Consider the following 18,627-nt stretch of genomic DNA (forward strand, 5'->3'; position numbering starts at 1 on the left):
GCGCCTGCTGCTTGGGTCACTCTGGCGACAGTTTAACAATGAAAGAGCGAATGGCCATGCCCCTTGAGATCGTCACCGTCCCCTGCCTTTCAGACAATTACGCATTTCTGCTCCATGATGCGCAATCGGGCCGTACCGCACTGGTAGATGCGCCGGAGGCCGATGCCATCACCGCCGCCTTGACCGCGCGGGGCTGGGGCCTTGATGAAATCCTTCTCACACACCACCACTGGGACCATATCGACGGAACCGACGCTTTGCGCGACGCCTATGGTGCCAAGGTCACGGGCGCGGCTGCCGACGCCCACCGGCTCCCCAAACTGGATCGCGCGGTAAACGACGGCGAGAGCTTCACACTCTTTGGCCACGAGGTGCAGGTGCTCGACGTCTCAGGCCACACCATCGGCCACATCGCATTCTATATCCCGGGCAGCAGCGCAGTCTTTACCGCCGACAGCCTGATGGCCCTTGGATGCGGTCGCCTTTTCGAAGGCACGCCGGAACAGATGTGGGAAAGTCTGTCCAAACTGATGCGGCTGCCATCCGGCATCCTGGTCTACTCCGGCCATGAGTACACGCAATCGAACGCGGCTTTTGCACTGACGATTGAGCCAGACAACCCGGCTCTGCAGACTCGGGTCGCCCAAATAGATGCAGCGCGAAGCACGGGAGAGGCGACCATTCCGTCTCAAATGCAACTGGAGCTCGACACAAATCCCTTCCTGCGCGCCCATCTGCCCAAAGTAAAGGAGAACCTCGGAATGACAGGGGCCGAACCCGTTGAGGTCTTTACGGAAATTCGCAAACGAAAGGACGTGTTTTGACCCCTTGCCTGCGCCATTTCTGACCAATCGAAAAGAAATGTGACTGAAAAATGAAAGAATCCGCTTGAAGACGGGGATCTATCAACCAAACTCTAACACTATGAGGCCATGGTTGAGAATGGGGCAGGATGGTTAACAGGCCCGCCCGCCCTCTCAACCCAAGACAGAGGAGCACGCCCGTGCCTTCATTCTCGAGCACACTGGAACATGCCATTCACGCAGCGCTTGCGCTGGCGAATGAGCGGCGACATGAATTCGCAACGCTGGAACACCTGCTATTGGCGCTGCTGGACGAGCCGGACGCCGCCCGCGTCATGCGCGCCTGCAGCGTCGATCTGGATGAGCTCCGGTCGTCTTTGGTTACCTTCGTTGATGAAGATCTGTCGAACCTGGTCACAGATATCGATGGCAGCGAGGCCGTGCCCACGGCCGCCTTCCAGCGCGTGATCCAGCGGGCCGCGATCCACGTTCAAAGCTCGGGCCGAACCGAGGTCACGGGTGCGAATGTTCTGGTCGCCATCTTTGCCGAACGCGAAAGCGATGCCGCCTACTTCCTGCAGGATCAGGACATGACCCGCTATGACGCGGTAAACTTCATTGCACACGGCGTGGCCAAGGATCCGGCATACGGCGAACAGCGCCCGGTGACCGGCGCCCATGAGGCTGAGGAAGAGCCCCAGCCGCAGGCCAGCGCCGAGGGCGACAAGAAGGAAAGCGCACTGGCGAAATACTGCGTCGATCTGAACGCGAAATCCCGCGAGGGCGACATTGACCCGCTGATCGGCCGCGGTCACGAAGTTGAACGCTGCATTCAGGTCCTGTGCCGTCGCCGCAAGAACAACCCGCTCTTGGTCGGCGATCCCGGCGTGGGCAAAACCGCCATTGCCGAGGGCCTTGCCCGCAAGATCGTGCAGGGTGAGGTTCCGGAGGTGCTCTCGGAAACCACGATCTACTCGCTCGACATGGGCGCGCTTTTGGCCGGAACCCGATATCGCGGCGATTTCGAGGAACGCCTCAAGGCGGTTGTCACGGAACTTGAACAGCACCCCGATGCGGTTCTGTTCATCGATGAAATCCATACCGTGATTGGCGCCGGTGCGACTTCCGGCGGGGCCATGGATGCCTCGAACCTGCTGAAACCTGCGCTGCAGGGCGGCAAGCTGCGCACCATGGGATCCACAACTTACAAGGAATTCCGTCAGCACTTCGAAAAGGACCGCGCCTTGTCCCGCCGGTTCCAGAAGATCGACGTCAATGAACCCACGGTCGAGGACTCGATTGCCATTCTGAAGGGCCTGAAACCCTATTTCGAGGATCATCATGGCGTCAAATTCACCACCGATGCCATCAAATCGGCGGTGGAATTGTCGGCCCGCTACATCAACGATCGCAAGCTGCCCGACAAGGCCATCGACGTGATCGACGAAGCTGGCGCCGCTCAGCATCTGGTTCCCGAAAGCAAGCGTCGCAAGACCATTGGCGTCAAGGAGGTCGAGGCCGTCGTTGCCAAGATCGCCCGCATCCCGCCAAAGAGCGTCTCCAAGGACGACGCCGAAGTGCTCAAGGATCTGGAAAAATCTCTCAAGCGCGTGGTTTTTGGCCAGGATGACGCCATCGATGCGCTATCGAGCGCAATCAAACTGGCACGGGCCGGCCTGCGCGAGCCGGAAAAGCCCATCGGCAACTATCTCTTTGCGGGCCCGACCGGGGTTGGCAAGACCGAAGTCGCCAAGCAGCTGGCCGATACCCTTGGCGTTGAGCTTCTGCGGTTCGACATGTCCGAGTACATGGAGAAACACGCTGTGTCGCGACTGATCGGCGCGCCTCCGGGCTATGTGGGCTTTGACCAGGGCGGCCTGCTGACCGACGGCGTTGATCAGCACCCCCATTGCGTGCTGCTTCTGGACGAGATCGAAAAGGCGCATCCTGATGTCTTCAACATCCTGCTTCAGGTGATGGATAACGGGCAGCTCACCGATCACAACGGCCGCACGGTGAACTTCCGCAATGTCGTGCTGATCATGACCTCCAACGCGGGCGCCACCGAGCAGGCAAAAGCCGCCATCGGCTTTGGCCGCGACCGCCGCGAGGGCGAAGATACAGCCGCAATCGAGCGCACCTTTACGCCGGAATTCCGCAACCGTCTGGATGCGGTCATCTCCTTCGCTCCGCTGCCGAAAGAGGTCATCCTGCAGGTGGTCGAAAAGTTCGTTCTGCAGCTTGAGGCCCAGCTGATGGACCGCAATGTCTCAATCGAACTGACCCGCAAGGCGGCCGAATGGCTGGCCGACAAGGGGTATGACGACAAGATGGGCGCGCGCCCCCTGGGACGCGTGATCCAGGAACACATCAAAAAGCCGCTCGCCGAAGAGCTGCTCTTTGGCAAGCTGACCAAGGGCGGCGTGGTCAAGGTCGGCATCAAGGACGGCAAGATCGATCTGCGTCTCGAAGGGCCAGGCAAGCCCCGCATCTCGGGCGACAAGCCACCGCTGCTGACCGCAGACTGATGTACCGCACGCTTGTTGCTATGTTTTACTCGCTCGCCGCACCTGTTGCGGCGGGCGATTTTGCTTTGTCCTGGCCGATTGACTGCACCTTGGGTGAAACCTGCCACATCCAGCAGTATGTCGACCGCGATCCGGGGCCGGGCGCGCGGGACTTTGCATGCGGCGCCCTGACTTACGATGGTCACAAGGGAAGCGACATCGCCCTGCCCTATCTCAGCGACATGCAAGTCGGTGTGCGGGTGCGCGCTGCGGCCGACGGAGTTGTTGCGGGAATGCGGGATGGCATGGAAGACCGATATGCCATCAATGGCAATGCCGCAGATCTGCAGGGGCGCGACTGCGGCAACGGTGTTGTCCTGCAACACGCAGACGGCTGGGAAACCCAATACTGCCATATGAAAAAGGGCTCGATCCGCGTCAAAACCGGCGACCGTGTTGTGGCTGGAACTGCCCTTGGCGAAGTCGGCCTCTCCGGTCGCACGCAGTTTCCCCATCTGCACCTGTCCGTGCGCAAGGAGGGAGCGGTCGTCGACCCATTTGAAACGGCCCCAGATGCGGACTGTGGCCCTCATAGCGGAAAGTCACTTTGGGCAAACCCGGTCCCCTATGTCGCCGGTGGTTTCATCGGCGCCGGGTTTAGCGCCGATGTTCCGGCTTATGACGCCATAAAAACCGGCGAAGCGGCAGACCGGGAGAACACCCTGACCTCCAAGTCCCCGGCGCTGGTGCTCTGGGTCTATGCCTTTGGCGGGCGCAAGGGGGATAGCATCGCCCTCACCATTGAAGGGCCGGACGGTATAATCATCGAGCAGAAGGTGACTTTGAAGAAGGATCAGGCGCAGTTTTTCCGGGCCGCGGGCAAGCGGCTGCGCGCATCTTCTTGGCCGACCGGACTGTACACAGGAACCTCGCGGCTGCTTCGCGACGGCAAAGAGATAGACCGAACAATCCGGGTTCTTCGCTTCTAACGCGGCACGCGCCTAGGGTCAGGACTCATAGCCAGAAAATGACGAGTGCGGCGAGGGCGATGGCTGACAGGAAGACCTTCGGGCATCTATCGTATCGTGTAGCCACACGCCGCCAGTCTTTCAGTCTGCCGAACATGATCTCAATCCGGTTGCGCCGTTTGTAGCGACGCTTGTCGTACTTCACCGGCTTCTTCCGCTGTTTCCGGCCGGGGATGCAGGCGCGTATCCTTTTGTCTTTCAACGCTTCTCGAAACCAATCGGCGTCATAGCCACGATCTCCAAGCAACCAGTCCACCTTGGGCAAACTGCTCACCAATGCACGGGCACCGATGTAATCGCTGACCTGTCCTGCGGTCACGAACAGGTTTAGCGGACGTCCCTGGCTGTCGCAGATGGCGTGCAGTTTCGTGTTCATGCCACCCTTGGTGCGACCGATCAGGCGTCCACGCCCCCCTTTTTCACGCCCATGCTGGTCGCTGGTCGGTGGGCCTTGAGATAGGTCGCGTCGATCATGACGATCTTCTGTTCGCCGTGCTCCGCGGCAAGTCCCGCCATCATCCGGGCGAAGACGCCCTTATCGCTCCACCGCTTCCAGCGATTGTACAGCGTCTTGTGCGGGCCATAGGCCGCTGGCGCATCGCGCCACCGTAAGCCATTGCGATTGATGAAGATAATTCCACTCAGCACACGCCGATCATCGACCCGTGGTTTGCCGTGCGACTTCGGCAAAAAAAGGGCTCAAGACGCGCCATCTGCGCATCGCTCAACCAGAAAAGATCAGACATGTTCACCGCTCGTTTTTCGAACCGTGAATCACGTCCCTACACGGAAATCAATGGGTCCTGACCCTAGCGTTCAGTGAATTTGAGCTCGATCCGCCGGTTCTGCGAATAGGCCTCGGGTGTGTCGGCGGGGTTCACCGGCTGGTATTCACCAAATCCATTCGCCGCAAGCCGATTGGGCGGAATACCCAGTGCCTCGATCATGTAGCGTACCACCGATAGAGCGCGCCCCTGACTCAGCTCCCAATTGTCCTTGAACCTGGGGTGGCCTAGCAAGGTGGTGCTGTCGGTATGCCCATCGACCCGTATGATCCAGTCAAGTTCGGGCGGAATGTCGGCCGCAACGCTTTGCAGGATGCGGGCGACCTTTGCGATCTCGGCTTTGCCCTCTTCGGACAGCTCTGCGCTGGCCGGCGCAAACAGCACCTCGGAGGCAAAGACGAACCGGTCGCCCTCGATCCGCACGCCCTCCTGGCTACCCAGAACATCCCGCAGGCGGCCAAAGAACTCCGAGCGGTAGCGTTCCAGGTCTTCCGCCTTGGTCTCCGCACTCTGGGCCCGGTCTGCAAGTGCAGCCGCTTCGGCCTCAAGCCGCTTGCGCTCCTGTTCTTCGAGGATCCGCCGACGCCGTTCTTCGGAGGCCGCCCGCGCCAGGGCCGCGTTCAGGTCCTGACCGAGGTTCTGCAGCTGAACCTGCTGCGCTGCATCCCGTTCCTGGTAGTCATCCAGAATGGCCTGAAGGCTGCCAAGCTGTGCGCGCAACGCGGCAATCTGCTGATTCAGCAAGGCGGCCTCTCTCTGCGCCCTGGTTGAACGCTCCTTTTGATCGGCGAGGGCGGCCCGCGCCTCCGCCAACAAGGTGGCGCGCTGCTCGGCGAGCGTCAGCTGCTCCTCTGCCCGGCTTTCTGCAGCGTTTCTTGCATTCAACGCCGCGAGAAGGCGCTGCTGCAACACATCCGTGTCGCTGGCCGCCGCCTGCGCGTTTTCCAGGGCTTCCAGGGCGACAAGCAGACGCTGCTCAATGGCCGCCCGGTCTTCTTCCGTCGAGGTGGCAGCACTGCGCGCAGCGGCCAGATCCGCCTGGGCCTGCTCAAGCTGGGCCCCGAGACCCGCTTTCACACCGGCTGCATCCGCTCGCACCCGGTCAAGTTCAGCCTCAAGCGCGCTTACGCGCCCCTCCGCTTCGGACTGGCTGACCTCCATCTGTGCCAGAACCCGTGTCAGGCGTTCAGCCAGCTCATCGCGCTCCCGCGACTGGGCCTGCGCGGCTTCCAGCACCGACAAAGCCTCTTCCAGCTTGCTGTCGAGCTGTGCCTTGGCGGCGTCCGCAGCGGCCAGGAGCGTCAGGGTGTCCTCTGCCTTTTTTCGCTGGGCCTCAAGCGCCAGAGTCATGGCCGTCAGTTCCGCATCCGAATCTTCGAGCTTCTTGCGCAGGGCCTCGGCGGCGGCGGCTTCGGCAAGTCGTGCGGCCTCTTCTTCACTCAACTGCTGCTCCAAAGCGGCCAACGCATCCGACTGCGCTGCCCCTTCCCGTTGCAGATCCGCGATCATGGCCTCAAGCGCTTCGCGCCGCGCTGCCGCAAGCCGGGCTGCTTCTGCACCTGCGTCAATCTCTTCACGCGCCCGGACCAATGCCAGGTTCAAAGCCTCCTGCTCGCTCATCAGACTGGCCCGTTCCGCCTCTAGGTCACTGCGCTCGGCAGTGAGATCTGAAATCTGCGCGACTGCCGCGTCACGATCTGCGATCATGGCAGCCACCTGCGCCTCAAAGGCCGTGATGCGGCTGCGCGCAGCCTCAAGATCAGCGGCCTGTGCATCCCGTTCAGAGGTCAGGGATGAAATCAGACTGCGCTGCTGCGCAAGCTGTGCCTCTGCCTGCTCCAGATCGGATTGTGTCGTGTTCAGCGTCGCGTTCAAAGCGCCGAGCCTTGCCGTCAAAAGACTGTTTGAACGCTCTTCCAGGCCAAGCGCAGCCGCCAGCGCCTGCACTTCGGCCGAAAGTTCGTCGAGCTCGCTTTCTTGCCCGGTAATGGTTTCCCTCAAAACGAACTGAACAATCATGAAGATCGTCAGGACAAACATCAGGACCAGCAAAAGCCCGGTCATCGCATCGACGAACCCCGGCCAGATCGACGCCTGAAACCTTTGTCCTGTGCGCCGGGACAGGGCCATGGATCAGCCCTCGTCCTGAGACGGCGACACAGAGCGCGCGGCGCGTTGTGCCCCGCGTGGCGGCGCAAAGGCCTTGACCATAAGATCAATATCCTTGCGCAATTCCGCCAGGCTTTCCTGGCGGCCCGCGGAAATCTCTTCGAGGATCCGCAGCATCTGTACATCAATGGAGCGCAGCCGCATCCGGCTTTCCGCATCCATGCCCACATCGCCATGGGCGCGCATGATTTCGGTCAGGGTTTCCTGCCCCATGGCTACCCGTTCCAGCGCGGCGCTGAGCGCCTCGGTCTGTTCCTGACGTCGGTTCATGTCGTTTATGCTATCCACCAGTTGCGACAGCTTTGCTTCGACCGCTGCACGCCCCTGGGCAGTTTCCGCAAACATGCCCTGCAGCGCGTCCATCTGCTCGGCCATGGTGTCGAGCACCTGCGAGACCACGCCGCTGTCACCCGCTCCGTCCTCACCTGAGGAAAAGCTGACCCGCGTAAAGGTCGACATCCACTCTTCCAGTTCACGGTAGAAGCGGTTCTGACCATGCCCTGCAAAGAGTTCCAGAAGCCCCACGATCAGCGAGCCAGCCAACCCCAAAAGAGACGAGGCAAAGGCCACTCCCATGCCGCCAAGCTGTGCTTCCAGCCCGGTCATGAGGCGATTGAAGATATCGAGGCTTTCTTCCCCTTCGCGCGGGGCCAGACTGCGGATGGTATCGACCACGGCCGGAACGGTGGTGGCAAGCCCGTAGAACGTACCCAAAAGGCCGAGGAATATCAGAAGATTGACAATGTAGCGGGTGATCTCACGATCTTCATCGATCCGCGTAGCAACGGAGTCGAGTATGGACCGGGTCGAGGACGAGCCGAGCTGCATCCGCGCGCCTCTTGATCGCAAAAGCGATGCCAGCGGCGCCAGCATCGACGGCGGGCGCCCATCGCCACGTGCGCCGCCTGCAGCAAAGCTTTCGATCCAACGCACCGAGCCGATGAGCTGAACAACCTGCCAGAAACAGGCCAGAACACCGATGACAAAGACGATAAGGATAAAACCGTTGAGCCAGGGATTGGCCTGAAACACCGGCAGCACCCGCGGCAGCGCCACAAAGGCACCAAACCCCGCAAGCCCCAACGCGATCAGCATCAGGATGACTTGTCGGACGGGTTGGGAAAACTGTGGCCTGATCTTACCGTCTGGCTGCGCCATATTCAGGGGCTCCTGCCGCTCTCTCGTGCTGTTCTCGCACCTGCAGCCTATAGGGAAAGAGAGTGCAAGGCCAAGGCTTTATGATGTGATTTGACGCACCCGCCGGGCCAACCAGTCCAGTTCTTCATCCTGCAGCCCGATCTCGGACAGGTGGCTGGCGGTATTGTACAGGTACTCGGTGTTCGGGCCTCGCCCTCCCACCGCTCTGGCGATGATGCGGGCCTGATCCTCAAGGGTCATGCCGCCGCAATACTGTACGTGGCCTGTATCGATCACATAGGTCACGGCCCTCACGATGTCCCCCGTGTGAAGCTCCACATTCAGGTTGCGCTCAAGATAGGCCGAAGAGATCAACTCGCGTTCCCGCAAGTAGTCCAGCGTTTGCGCCTCGGCGCCTGCCTCGACTGCCAGCGCCAAACCGGTGCAACGTGCACCCGCAACCTCATCCAGCGCCAGAACAAGACCCGGTTCGTCTTCGGTGCCCCGATGATGGATCGAACTCATGCAAAAAGAGCGCGCATAGCCGTGCAGCGTGGCAACTTCGCGCCGCGCCACGGCGAATCCCGGGTTCCAAAGAAGCGATCCATATCCGAACACCCACATGGTCATGGCGATTGGTCCTTTCCGATTGCCGCCTGTAAACAGCAATTTCCTCGGCCGCAAAAGAGGCTCATTGGCTGTCTGTCAGGAAATCCCGTTCTTGGCCATCACGTCCTGCTCTGGGCGGATGCGGCTGCGGCGCAGCAGCCCGCAAAGCGGGCTGCCATGCCCAACACTGGAAATCGTCTGGCCCGACCAGGGCCAAGGCGCTTTCAGTGGCGGGAGCGCTACCTTGCTCCCATACAGGTCAGCGGCAGTAGGCCCCGCCCCGATGCCGCGCCACATCAAGATGAAAGTGGTCCTGATGATAGCGATCCGCATCCGGCCCCAGTACAGTGCCAAAAGGTCCGCAGGCCGCTTTCCAGATCTTGCGGAGTTTCTTTCGGGTCTGACGCTTTTTCCAGCCCTCCAGCACCGTAACAGTCTGACCGTCTTCCAGGGTGAACCCCGAAATATCGATCGCACGGGCCTTGCCATGTTCGGAAATCCGTGCGCCTGGGCGGTTGTTGCGACTACGGCAGGCATAGTGCGCCGCCACGCGCAAGGACACCACCTTGTTGCCCCGCCCAAATGCCTTTTCCACGTCTTTGCTGACCCAACGGTTGAGCGACTTGGCCAGATCGCAGTGCATTACCGAAGGCGTACTGAGACGCACGCCTGACACGGACGTTACGCGAACCGCGGATTTCGCCCCACACCCCGGCAAATTGCCCGTGACAGTCCCGACCGGTTCTCCCTGGATGTCGATATCGCCGCAGACCGATGTCTTTCGCAATGCACGCCGATTGAACAGGACTTGTTCGACGATCGCTTCGGGTCGCGTGACCGGGCGCATTGCGGGCACGTCAATCGCAGGCACGAGAGCGCCGGTCTGGGCCGACGCCAACACGGGAACCGCCCCCGATTGGGCGCGGGCCATAGGCCGAACCGGGGGCTCATCCTGCGCGGCAGAGTGGTGCACGGGGGCGGGACGGGCATTGGGGCGAAGGGAAGCCTCGGGCGCCGTCGCACTGGCGCTTCCCGCCACCATCACGCCAATCAGAACCGCAACCCGCCCGATCATCACGGCTTTGTCCGTCCGAAATCCGGCGCGTCCGTATCCTGACCCGCCTCGATAATGCCCCGCCGGATGGCGCGGGTGCGCGTGAAATACTGGTGCAGGTGCTCTCCGTCGCCGGTCCGGATGGCCCGCTGCAGGGCAAACAACTCTTCCGTGAACCGCCCGAGAATTTCCAGAGTCGCGTCCTTGTTGGTCAGAAAAACATCGCGCCACATGGTCGGATCCGAAGCCGCGATGCGGGTGAAATCCCGGAAACCGGCGGCAGAGTACTTGATGACCTCGCTGTCGGTCACCCGGCGCAGGTCATCGGCCACCCCCACCATGGTATAGGCAATGAGGTGCGGTGCATGGCTGGTGACGGCCAGAACCAGATCGTGGTGATCGGCGTCCATTTCGTCCACATTGGCGCCCATGCCTTCCCAAAGGCGGCGCAAACGATCGACGGCAGTCGGATCCGTACCTTCCACCGGCACCAACAGGCTCCAGCGGTTGTTGAACAGGTCCGCGAATCCTGCTTCCGGGCCCGAATGCTCGGTCCCGGCAAGAGGGTGCGCCGGCACGAAATGCACACCTTCGGGGATATGCGGGGACACCGCCTCGATCACATGGCGTTTGACAGATCCCACGTCCGAAACCGTGGCACCGGGCTTCAGCCCGGCAGATATCTCTTCCATCACGGCGCCCATGGCGCCAACCGGCACGCAGAGCACCACGAGGTCGGCGCCCTCGACTGCCTCGGAAGCGCTGTCGCAGACACGATCACACAGGCCGATCCGGCGTGCGGTCTCGCGGGTTTCCGTGCTGCGGGCATAGCCCGTGACCTCTCCGGCGAGCCCCGCCCGTTTCATCGCCCAGAACATCGAGGATGCAATGAGGCCCAGGCCGATCAGCGCGACGCGGTTGTAGACCGGGGCGCTCATGCCGCCCCCTCCCCTGCCTTGAAAGCCTTGACCGCGGCCGCAACGGCGCGGCAGGCGGCCTCATCCCCGATGGTGATGCGCAGGGCATTGGGCAGGTTATAGCCCGCCACCCGCCGCACGATCAGCCCTCGGGCTTTCAGGAAATCATCGCAGGCTTCGGCTTCGGCCTGGCTGGAAAACCGCGCCAGAATGAAATTGGTGCAAGAGGTATCGGACGGCACGCCGAGTTCCGCCAGAGCGTCCGCAAGCCAGCTGCGCCATTTCGCGTTCTCGGCCCGGCACCGGTCGACAAAATCCGTATCCCGTACCGAGGCCAAGGCCCCGGCCAGCGCGGTTGACGACACATTGAACGGGCCGCGCAAGCGGTTCAGCACGTCAATGATTTCCTGCGGGCCATAGCCCCAGCCAATACGCGCACCGCCAAGCCCGTAGATCTTGGAGAAGGTGCGGGTCATGAAGACATTGCTGCGGCCCGCAATCAGCGCTGCCCCGGCATCAAAGCCCTCGACATATTCCGCATAGGCGCCATCCAGCACCAGCAGCGCCCCGTCGGGAATGCCAGCCGCCAGACGTGCCACTTCGGCGGCGCCAATCATGGTTCCCGTCGGGTTGTTCGGGTTTGCGATGAACACCAGCTTGGTGCGCTCGGTGCAGCCCTCAAGCAAGGCATCCACATCCGTCACGCGCTCGCGCTCGGGCACCTCCACAGGTGTTGCGCCCGCGGCCTGCGCACTGATGCGGTACATGGCAAAGCCGTGCTCGGTATAAAGCACCTCATCCCCCGGCCCGGCGTAGGCCTGACAGAGGAAGGTGATGATCTCGTCGCTGCCCGCACCGCAGATGATCTGCGCCGGATCAAGCCCGTGAACCTCTCCGATGGCCGCGCGCAGCTCTGCATGATCCGAGCTGGGATAGCGGTGCATATTGCCCGCCGCCTCGCGCATGGCCTCGATGGCGCGCGGGCTAGGGCCGAGAGGGTTCTCATTGGAGGAGAGCTTGACGGTATTGCTCACCCCTTCCACATGGGCAGCCCCGCCCTGATAGAGAGCGATGTCCATAATGCCGGGCTGCGGTGTGATCTGGCTCATTCGACGGACTCCTTGGTTCCGCCCCGTGTTTAACCTTGTGCGCAGCAATCGAAAAGCCGCAAGATGCGTCCCCCCTCAGCCAGTCGCCACAACACCTTGCGCATTTGCTCTCTACGCGGCCCTCGGATGAAACCGCGCAGTGCTGGGGTCGGCCCGATAGTGCTGTGCCAGACCCTCGGCGCGCAGGGACAGCTCATTCACACTGTCGATGATGAAACCCGCAGTCTTATCCGTCATCAGGTAGGAAAAATTGAGCCGCACCCAGCCCGGTTTGCGCAGCTCCTGCCCCGCCTCCAGATCGGCAAACAGGGCGCGCGACTCGGCTTCGTCGATGCCAAGCAGCCGGTGGGCATATGGGCCCGCACAGGCGCATCCTCCCCGAGCCTGAATCCCGTAGAAGTCACTCAGCATACGGGTGAACAGTTGCTGATGAACGGGCTGCCCTGATGCGCCCCGAACCGTGAAGGAAAAGATCGGCAGGCGCAGCGCGCTGGGGTGCCCCAGTAATGTAAGGCGCGGATTGTCCTGCCAACCCGCCCGAGCCATCTTGGCAAAATGGGCTTCCTTGCGGGCGATCTCTGCCTCGCCGACCGCCTCCTTGACCATAAAGGCCAAGGCCGCGCGGATATCTCCGATGACATTTGGCGTGCCCGCCTCTTCACGCGCGGACAGATCATGACTGTAGGCATGGTCCCATGGAGACACGAAACTGACAGTGCCGCCGCCCGGCCAGGACGGAGCACGCCGACGCACGGCCTGACTGTTGACGATCAACACCCCAGACGCACCGGGGCCGCCCGGAAATTTATGTGGCGAGACAACCACGGCATCTTTGCGCACACCGCCATTGCCCCCCATATCGATCGGCAGATAGGGGCCTCCCCCCGCATAGTCCCAGACCGCAAGAGCGCCGTGCGCCTTCAGGGTCCGGGTCACCTCGTCGACAGCGGTCAGAACACCGGTCACGTTTGAGGCAGCAGAGAAACTGCCGATTTTCAGATCACAGGCCGCGTATTCTTTGAGTGCGGCCTCAAGAACCTGAAGGTCGACGCCTCCTCCCGACGCCTCGGGGATTTCAACCACCGTAGCCTTGCTTTCCCGCCACGGCAGGATGTTGGAATGATGCTCATAGGGGCCAATGAAAACCACCGGCGCCTGGGCCGCATTCACTCCGAACAGGCTTACCAGCCGGTTCAGGCCAGCTGTCGCACCAGATCCGGAAAAGACCACCGCATCGTCCCGCATTGCGCCGGTAATACGGGCGATTTCGGCCCGAGCGGCGCGGCGCATCCCCGTCATATGCGCACCGCAGTAGGACGCCTCGGTGTGGGAATTGGCATAAAACGGCAGGACATTTTCGGTGATGAATGCCTCTACGCAGCGCAGCGCCCGCCCAGAGGCAACGTAGTCGGCATAGACCACGGGCACCGGACCATCAGGTCCCGGGATCTGGACGCCTTCACCGATCAAATCATCGGCCAGGCAGCCCTGCTGAACGGTGCTGTTCAGGCTGTGTTTGAATGAGGCAAAAGACATCGTGCTCTCCTTTAGCTTTGAAGAGGATGCCTCATGTTCACTGCTATTTTGCCACTCATTTTTGAGTAGATATCTGATTTTGCGTGTCATATGATCGATTAATGAAGGAAAATTTAGATCATATAGACACCCGCTTGTTGCGCGCCTTGCAGATGGATGGCGCCCTGTCGCAACGCGATCTTGCAGAAAAGGTGGGTCTGTCGCAGAACGCCTGCTGGCGGAGGCTGAAAGCCCTGAATGAAAAGGGCGTGCTGCAAGGCTCAACCGCGCGAATCGACCGCGCAAAACTGGGCCTTGATCTGGTGGTTTTCGTGATGCTGCGTACGCGCCATCATTCGGCCGACTGGCTGAACCGGTTTCGCGCCCATGTTCTGACGATACCAGAAGTCGTGGATTTCCACCGGATCGGCGGGGACTATGACTACCAGCTCAAGGTGGTCACCGAAAACATGGCGAGCTATGACACTGTGTACCAGCGCCTGATTTCAGGGGTCGAGCTGGACAGCGTAACGTCCTATTTCGCGATGGAGGCGATCGCCGAAGGCCGCCCCCTGCCGCTTTGACGTCCTGCCCGAAGGGCAAATGGCAGTTAGTGCCCAAAAGCCGAGTCAGGCATCCATTTCACGCGCTTGCCCTCTGGCCCCATGCGCATATGCAGGCAGGCAGTGCCCAGACGCTGGAAATACAGCGTATCAAGCTTGTACCAGCCCGCCTGCGGGACCTCCACCTCGGTCATGACTGTGGTGTCGCAGGGCTGTCGGCCGTTAAACTCCCCAACGATCTGCCCGCCGATGTTGGCCAGCAAACCATCGTTGGTGAGAAAATCGATGTTATACACACCGGGTTTGTCGAAACGCACATACCCGGTGATCCGCGCCGCCACATGTTGCGCCCGTTTAGAGGTCAGCGTCAGATCGCCCTCGTTGGTATCCCGGTAATCCAGCCCCTTCAGCGGAGGTCCTGCCTCTGAGCTGATCTTGAGCGCAGCCCGAGCCTGGCTCAAGTCTTTCACGTCCTCAGGATAGGCATACCGCACGGCCAATCCAGGCCGCAGGCTCCCCGGTTGAGGATTGGCAGGTTGCAGCTTGAGCGGAGCCGCGGACAGGGCGCTTGCCAGTCCGATTGCGGCAAGCCCAGGAAAAGCACCCAGTATGGCTTTCATGGCAATTCTCCATATCGATACCTCGGACAATCAAGGCAACGTGAGATTAGCCTAAACCCGACAGACCACCGGAGCCAAATGGAAATCCGGCCAACGGCGCGATTTTGCCACGGCAGGCATCGTCTTTTCGCCAGCCTTGCCAGCGACGCATCGCTACCACCATGAAAAAGGGGCCGCCCCAAAAGGCAGCCCCATAACATATCCCAAGAATGGGAAATCGTTTAGTTCTTGGCGTAGAATTCGACGACCAGGTTCGGCTCCATCACGACCGGGTAAGGCACATCGCCCAGACCCGGGGTGCGCACGAAGGTTGCGGTCATCTTGGAGTGGTCGGCTTCGATGTAGTCAGGCACATCGCGCTCGGCCAGCTGGGTGGCTTCCAGAAGGACAACCATCTGCTTGGACTTGTCGCGGACCTCGATCACGTCACCTTCCTTCACGCGGTAGGAGGGGATGTTGACGCGCTTGCCATTGACCAGAACGTGACCGTGGTTCACGAACTGACGGGCCGCAAAAACGGTGGGAACGAACTTGGCGCGGTAAACAACCGCGTCCAGACGGCGCTCCAGCAGACCGATCAGGTTTTCACCGGTATCGCCTTTGACACGCTCGGCTTCACCGTAGATGCGGCGGAATTGTTTCTCGGTCAGATCGCCGTAATAGCCTTTCAGCTTCTGCTTGGCGCGCAGCTGGATACCGAAGTCGGACAGTTTGCCCTTGCGGCGCTGACCGTGCTGGCCGGGGCCATATTCGCGACGGTTGACCGGGGACTTCGGACGACCCCAGATGTTTTCGCCCATGCGGCGGTCGATCTTGTACTTGGCAGACGTGCGTTTGGTCACGGCTGATCTCCTTCTTTAAGGGCGTTGCAGCTTGCCCGAAAACCGGTTCCCACTTTGCGGGCTGCAATCGCGTCTGCAATTGCCGCATCGAAGCGGTCGACCTGTCCCAGATGAACTGCAACATATGAAGGGCGTTGTCCTCTTGGTTTGGTCCGAATGCACCTCTCCATGACAGGCATCCCCTTGCGGGGGCCACCAACACCAATGAAGCCGCGCTTATATAGGGCTGCACGCCCGAGTCAATAGCCCTTCCGCCTGAGTTTCGGCCCCTTGCTAGGCCGCCTCGTGCCGCAGGATTGCCGCTTCGGACGTCGTCAGGTTCCGGCGGGCAAAACCCCCATAGCTGAGCGGATCCTGCTCCACCGTCGGCAACAGATCCAGCAAACGCCGCCGGTCGCCGTCAGACAGGGCAGAAAGCGCGGCATTGGCGGGATGAAAGCTCTCACTTTCAACGCCGTTCGCCCAAAGCACCTGATGATCCTCCAACAGGAGGTGAATGTAGGTTACCTCGCGCAGATGCGTGTCCGTAACGATGGTGCTGCCGTTGGTCAGATCCTTTGCCGCCACCAGAACCTCGGACGTGTTGAACAGCGCCTTCACATGGCGTCCACGCAGCAGCAAACGGTGCTCGGGCGACACCACAAGATCGGCGCCGGGGCGATCAGACGCCAGTGCGCCGGTCCGCAGGCGAACGGGCCGCAGGTGCGGATAGACAAATAGTCGAGCCCCGCTCATCCGACGAGCGCCGATCCATTGGATCTGTTGTACGCCGTTGTCCCGGGTCTGGACCCGGTCGCCCTCACGCAGGGTCTCAACCGGGCAAGGCCCACACGGGGTGTCGATCAGGGTGCCTGGCGTGAAACAGATCACGCCGCTCTCGGGCGTCGAAGCCTCTTTCTGCGCCGAACCTTTTGACCGCAGCCCCAGGACCCAAAGTTCCCGATCCCGTGGAGGCAGTTCATCCACGAACATCAGAAGCGGCGCCTTTCCAGGCGCGACGTCGATCAACGTCGCGGTATATCGGTCGATCCCATTGGTGAGGGTGAAACTCTTGTCGGCCAACTCAACCGATGACGGTTCTGGGGATGGTGCACCCGCCGCAGCGCCAACCAGCTTGCGCACGGATCGTGCCGCCCGCTGGCGCAGGTTCTCTGCATCCTTTGCCATCTCAAGGCGCAACACCTCTGTCGGGCCATCCACGCGCTGGGCTTCACCCCACCAGGACCAAGCCGACCCCACGCGCATGTCTGCCCAGGACGCGGCCTTCTGACCGTCTAGTTCCGTTTGCGACCAAGAAATGACAAACGTGCCGGTAAAGCCCGTTTTCATTGCTCTTTGTCTGCCTCGATTTTTGTTATTGAGCGCAGACTAGCAAGCCGTGCAGCAACCCCAAAGCGGAAAACCCCGGCGCCGGAAAAAGCAGGCTGATCCAGGCGCAGAGGGGCAACACGACCGCTTGGGTTGAGTGGTGAGCAGCCCCCGGCACAGGGGCCGCCCAGAAGATATCAGATCGGATAGTGGATGCCACCGCTCTGAGTGGTCATCCAGCGCAGGTCGGTGAACTCTGTAATGCCCCACTGGCCGCCAAACCGCCCGTAACCCGAGTCCTTGACCCCGCCAAAGGGCATTTGCGCCTCGTCATGCACGGTTGGCCCGTTCACGTGACAGATCCCGCTTTCGATGCGGCTGGCTATCTGCATCGCACGCGCCTGATCGCGGCCAAAGACGGCGGCCGACAGGCCCATGTCGCTTTCATTGGCCACGCGCACCGCCTCATCCGCATCACTGACGCGAATGATGGATGTCACCGGACCAAAGCTTTCTTCGGAATAAAGCCGCATCTGCGGTGTCACGCCATCAAGGGCTGCCGCATTCAGGATGGTGCCCGAACCGCCGCCTCCAATCAGGCGCGCGCCCTTCTGGACGGCATCCTCGATCAGCTCCCGAATGCGGTCAGCAGCGGCGGCATTTACGACAGAGCCAAGTGGCGCCTTGCCCTCCGCCGGGTCCCCAGCGGTGAGGGTTTCGACCTTGCGCGCGAAGGCTTCGACAAAGGCATCCGCAATCTCGTCAACAACGATGATACGCTCGGTGGACATACAGATCTGGCCCTGGTTCATGTAGGCGCCAAAAGCGGCGGCGGCGACGGCAGCGTCGATATCGGCATCCTCCAGCACGATGAAGGGGGCCTTTCCGCCCAGCTCCAGCAGCGAAGGCTTCAGGTGGCGGGCCGAGATTTCCCCGATCAGACGGCCCACACGAGTCGATCCCGTGAAGTTCACGCGGCGCACCGCCGGGTGGGCGATCAGCGCCTCCACCAGTTCGGGTGCATCCTCTGGCGCGTTGGAGATCGCGTTGACGACGCCCTTGGGCAGGCCTGCCTCGGCCACAGCCTCAAGGATCAGCGCATGGGTGCGCGGGCAGAGTTCGCTCGTCTTCATCACAACCGTGTTGCCACAGGCCAGGGGGGTTGCGATGGAGCGCACGCCCAGGATCACCGGCGCATTCCAGGGCGCCATCGCCAGCACCACGCCCGCAGGCTGGCGCACCGCATAGGCCGTGCTGCCGGGGCGGTTCGAGGGGATGATCTCGCCCTTGATCTGGGTGGTCAGGCCTGCCGCCTCCACCAGCATTTCCGAGGCCAGCATGATGTTGAACCGCGCCCAGGCCTCGGTCGCGCCGATCTCGGCCTTCATGGCCTCGACGATGGCATCACCGCGCGCCTTGAGCGCCTCGGCCGCGTCCAGCAGCATCCGGCGGCGCACCCCCGGCGCCATGGCCGACCATTCCGGGAAGGCCGCTGCCGCCGCATCTGCCGCACGTTTTGCATCATCGATGCTGGCCGCTGCTGCGCTGGTGGCCAGGTCGCCGGTCACCGGGTTGTGGCGTTCGAATTGACGTCCGTTCTCAGCATCCACATGCGCGCCATTGATGAACAGTTTAAGGCTATCCATTTCACTCTCTCCGTC

The 18,627-nt window shown here is 61.5% G+C and carries 15 protein-coding genes and 1 pseudogene; 4 read left to right on the forward strand and 12 right to left on the reverse strand.

Annotated elements, in window-relative coordinates; translation table 11 throughout:
• Window positions 1-50: 50 nt before the first annotated feature.
• The 3 genes from gloB (at window position 51) to AADA15_RS11045 (ending at window position 4,299) form a co-directional block, all read left to right on the forward strand.
• The gene (gene gloB, locus AADA15_RS11035) at window positions 51-824 is read left to right on the forward strand and encodes a hydroxyacylglutathione hydrolase (RefSeq protein ID WP_341641611.1); all 774 of its coding nucleotides are present in this window, start codon (window positions 51-53) and stop codon (window positions 822-824) included.
• A gap of 179 nt (window positions 825-1,003) precedes the next feature.
• Window positions 1,004-3,331: an ATP-dependent Clp protease ATP-binding subunit ClpA gene (gene clpA / locus AADA15_RS11040; protein WP_341641612.1), complete on the forward strand. Its 2,328-nt coding sequence runs from the start codon at window positions 1,004-1,006 to the stop codon at window positions 3,329-3,331.
• A complete protein-coding gene (locus tag AADA15_RS11045) occupies window positions 3,331-4,299 on the forward strand; it encodes a M23 family metallopeptidase (protein ID WP_341641613.1) in 969 nt (322 codons plus the stop codon). The genes clpA and AADA15_RS11045 overlap by 1 nt, the downstream gene beginning before the upstream one ends.
• 25 nt (window positions 4,300-4,324) lie before the next feature.
• Here the strand turns inward: AADA15_RS11045 and AADA15_RS11050 are convergent.
• The 8 genes and pseudogenes from AADA15_RS11050 to AADA15_RS11085 all read right to left on the reverse strand — a co-directional run bounded on the left by AADA15_RS11050 (window position 4,325) and on the right by AADA15_RS11085 (window position 13,654).
• Window positions 4,325-5,084: pseudogene (locus tag AADA15_RS11050) on the reverse strand (IS5 family transposase).
• Between the two features lie 63 nt (window positions 5,085-5,147).
• Window positions 5,148-7,253, reverse strand: a complete 2,106-nt coding sequence (locus AADA15_RS11055) for a peptidoglycan -binding protein (protein ID WP_341641614.1) — start codon at window positions 7,251-7,253, stop codon at window positions 5,148-5,150.
• A gap of 3 nt (window positions 7,254-7,256) precedes the next feature.
• On the reverse strand, window positions 7,257-8,450 hold the full coding sequence (locus AADA15_RS11060) for a biopolymer transporter ExbB (RefSeq protein ID WP_341641615.1): 1,194 nt from the start codon (window positions 8,448-8,450) through the stop codon (window positions 7,257-7,259).
• A 78-nt stretch (window positions 8,451-8,528) separates the two neighbouring features.
• Window positions 8,529-9,059, reverse strand: coding sequence for a gamma-glutamylcyclotransferase (locus AADA15_RS11065; protein WP_341641616.1), 531 nt, complete (start codon window positions 9,057-9,059; stop codon window positions 8,529-8,531).
• 238 nt (window positions 9,060-9,297) lie between these two features.
• Window positions 9,298-10,113 carry an extensin-like domain-containing protein gene (locus AADA15_RS11070; RefSeq protein WP_341641617.1) on the reverse strand — a complete coding sequence of 272 codons (816 nt, stop codon included), beginning with the start codon at window positions 10,111-10,113 and terminating at the stop codon, window positions 9,298-9,300.
• Complete coding sequence (locus AADA15_RS11075; protein ID WP_341641618.1) at window positions 10,113-11,030, reverse strand: prephenate/arogenate dehydrogenase family protein; 918 nt, start codon at window positions 11,028-11,030, stop codon at window positions 10,113-10,115. Before AADA15_RS11075 ends, AADA15_RS11070 begins: the two co-directional genes overlap by 1 nt.
• Entirely contained in the window at window positions 11,027-12,118 is a 1,092-nt protein-coding gene (hisC, locus tag AADA15_RS11080) for a histidinol-phosphate transaminase (protein WP_341641619.1), read from the reverse strand. Before hisC ends, AADA15_RS11075 begins: the two co-directional genes overlap by 4 nt.
• 111 nt (window positions 12,119-12,229) lie before the next feature.
• A complete protein-coding gene (locus AADA15_RS11085) occupies window positions 12,230-13,654 on the reverse strand; it encodes an aminotransferase class V-fold PLP-dependent enzyme (RefSeq protein ID WP_341641620.1) in 1,425 nt (474 codons plus the stop codon).
• A gap of 101 nt (window positions 13,655-13,755) precedes the next feature.
• Between AADA15_RS11085 and AADA15_RS11090 the strand changes: the two genes are divergently transcribed.
• Window positions 13,756-14,217 carry an Lrp/AsnC family transcriptional regulator gene (locus AADA15_RS11090; RefSeq protein ID WP_341641621.1) on the forward strand — a complete coding sequence of 154 codons (462 nt, stop codon included), beginning with the start codon at window positions 13,756-13,758 and terminating at the stop codon, window positions 14,215-14,217.
• 26 nt (window positions 14,218-14,243) lie between these two features.
• On the opposite strand, the gene AADA15_RS11095 is transcribed toward AADA15_RS11090, so the two are convergent.
• From AADA15_RS11095 to AADA15_RS11110, 4 genes are all read right to left on the reverse strand, one after another.
• Window positions 14,244-14,816: a PA14 domain-containing protein gene (locus tag AADA15_RS11095; protein ID WP_341641622.1), complete on the reverse strand. Its 573-nt coding sequence runs from the start codon at window positions 14,814-14,816 to the stop codon at window positions 14,244-14,246.
• Window positions 14,817-15,037: 221 nt separating this feature from the next.
• Window positions 15,038-15,658 carry a 30S ribosomal protein S4 gene (gene rpsD, locus AADA15_RS11100; protein WP_341641623.1) on the reverse strand — a complete coding sequence of 207 codons (621 nt, stop codon included), beginning with the start codon at window positions 15,656-15,658 and terminating at the stop codon, window positions 15,038-15,040.
• Between the two features lie 273 nt (window positions 15,659-15,931).
• Window positions 15,932-16,987, reverse strand: coding sequence for a Hint domain-containing protein (locus AADA15_RS11105; RefSeq protein ID WP_341641624.1), 1,056 nt, complete (start codon window positions 16,985-16,987; stop codon window positions 15,932-15,934).
• 176 nt (window positions 16,988-17,163) lie between these two features.
• The gene (locus AADA15_RS11110) at window positions 17,164-18,612 is read right to left on the reverse strand and encodes an aldehyde dehydrogenase (RefSeq protein ID WP_341641625.1); all 1,449 of its coding nucleotides are present in this window, start codon (window positions 18,610-18,612) and stop codon (window positions 17,164-17,166) included.
• Between the last annotated feature and the right edge of the window lie 15 nt (window positions 18,613-18,627).

The organism is Phycobacter sedimenti (genome assembly GCF_038148855.1).
In the GTDB taxonomy this organism is placed as follows: Bacteria; Pseudomonadota; Alphaproteobacteria; order Rhodobacterales; family Rhodobacteraceae; genus Phycobacter; species Phycobacter sedimenti.

Bases quoted from the DNA above. Each gene is read 5' to 3' on its own strand.
- gloB (WP_341641611.1), top strand. From the start codon at position 51: ATGGCCATGCCCCTTGAGATCGTCACCGTCCCCTGCCTTTCAGACAAT.
- AADA15_RS11075 (WP_341641618.1), bottom strand. From the start codon at position 11,030: ATGAGCGCCCCGGTCTACAACCGCGTCGCGCTGATCGGCCTGGGCCTC.
- hisC (WP_341641619.1), bottom strand. From the start codon at position 12,118: ATGAGCCAGATCACACCGCAGCCCGGCATTATGGACATCGCTCTCTAT.
- AADA15_RS11055 (WP_341641614.1), bottom strand. From the start codon at position 7,253: ATGGCCCTGTCCCGGCGCACAGGACAAAGGTTTCAGGCGTCGATCTGG.
- AADA15_RS11085 (WP_341641620.1), bottom strand. From the start codon at position 13,654: ATGTCTTTTGCCTCATTCAAACACAGCCTGAACAGCACCGTTCAGCAG.
- AADA15_RS11060 (WP_341641615.1), bottom strand. From the start codon at position 8,450: ATGGCGCAGCCAGACGGTAAGATCAGGCCACAGTTTTCCCAACCCGTC.
- AADA15_RS11045 (WP_341641613.1), top strand. From the start codon at position 3,331: ATGTACCGCACGCTTGTTGCTATGTTTTACTCGCTCGCCGCACCTGTT.
- AADA15_RS11070 (WP_341641617.1), bottom strand. From the start codon at position 10,113: ATGATCGGGCGGGTTGCGGTTCTGATTGGCGTGATGGTGGCGGGAAGC.
- AADA15_RS11095 (WP_341641622.1), bottom strand. From the start codon at position 14,816: ATGAAAGCCATACTGGGTGCTTTTCCTGGGCTTGCCGCAATCGGACTG.
- AADA15_RS11105 (WP_341641624.1), bottom strand. From the start codon at position 16,987: ATGAAAACGGGCTTTACCGGCACGTTTGTCATTTCTTGGTCGCAAACG.
- AADA15_RS11065 (WP_341641616.1), bottom strand. From the start codon at position 9,059: ATGACCATGTGGGTGTTCGGATATGGATCGCTTCTTTGGAACCCGGGA.
- AADA15_RS11090 (WP_341641621.1), top strand. From the start codon at position 13,756: ATGAAGGAAAATTTAGATCATATAGACACCCGCTTGTTGCGCGCCTTG.
- AADA15_RS11110 (WP_341641625.1), bottom strand. From the start codon at position 18,612: ATGGATAGCCTTAAACTGTTCATCAATGGCGCGCATGTGGATGCTGAG.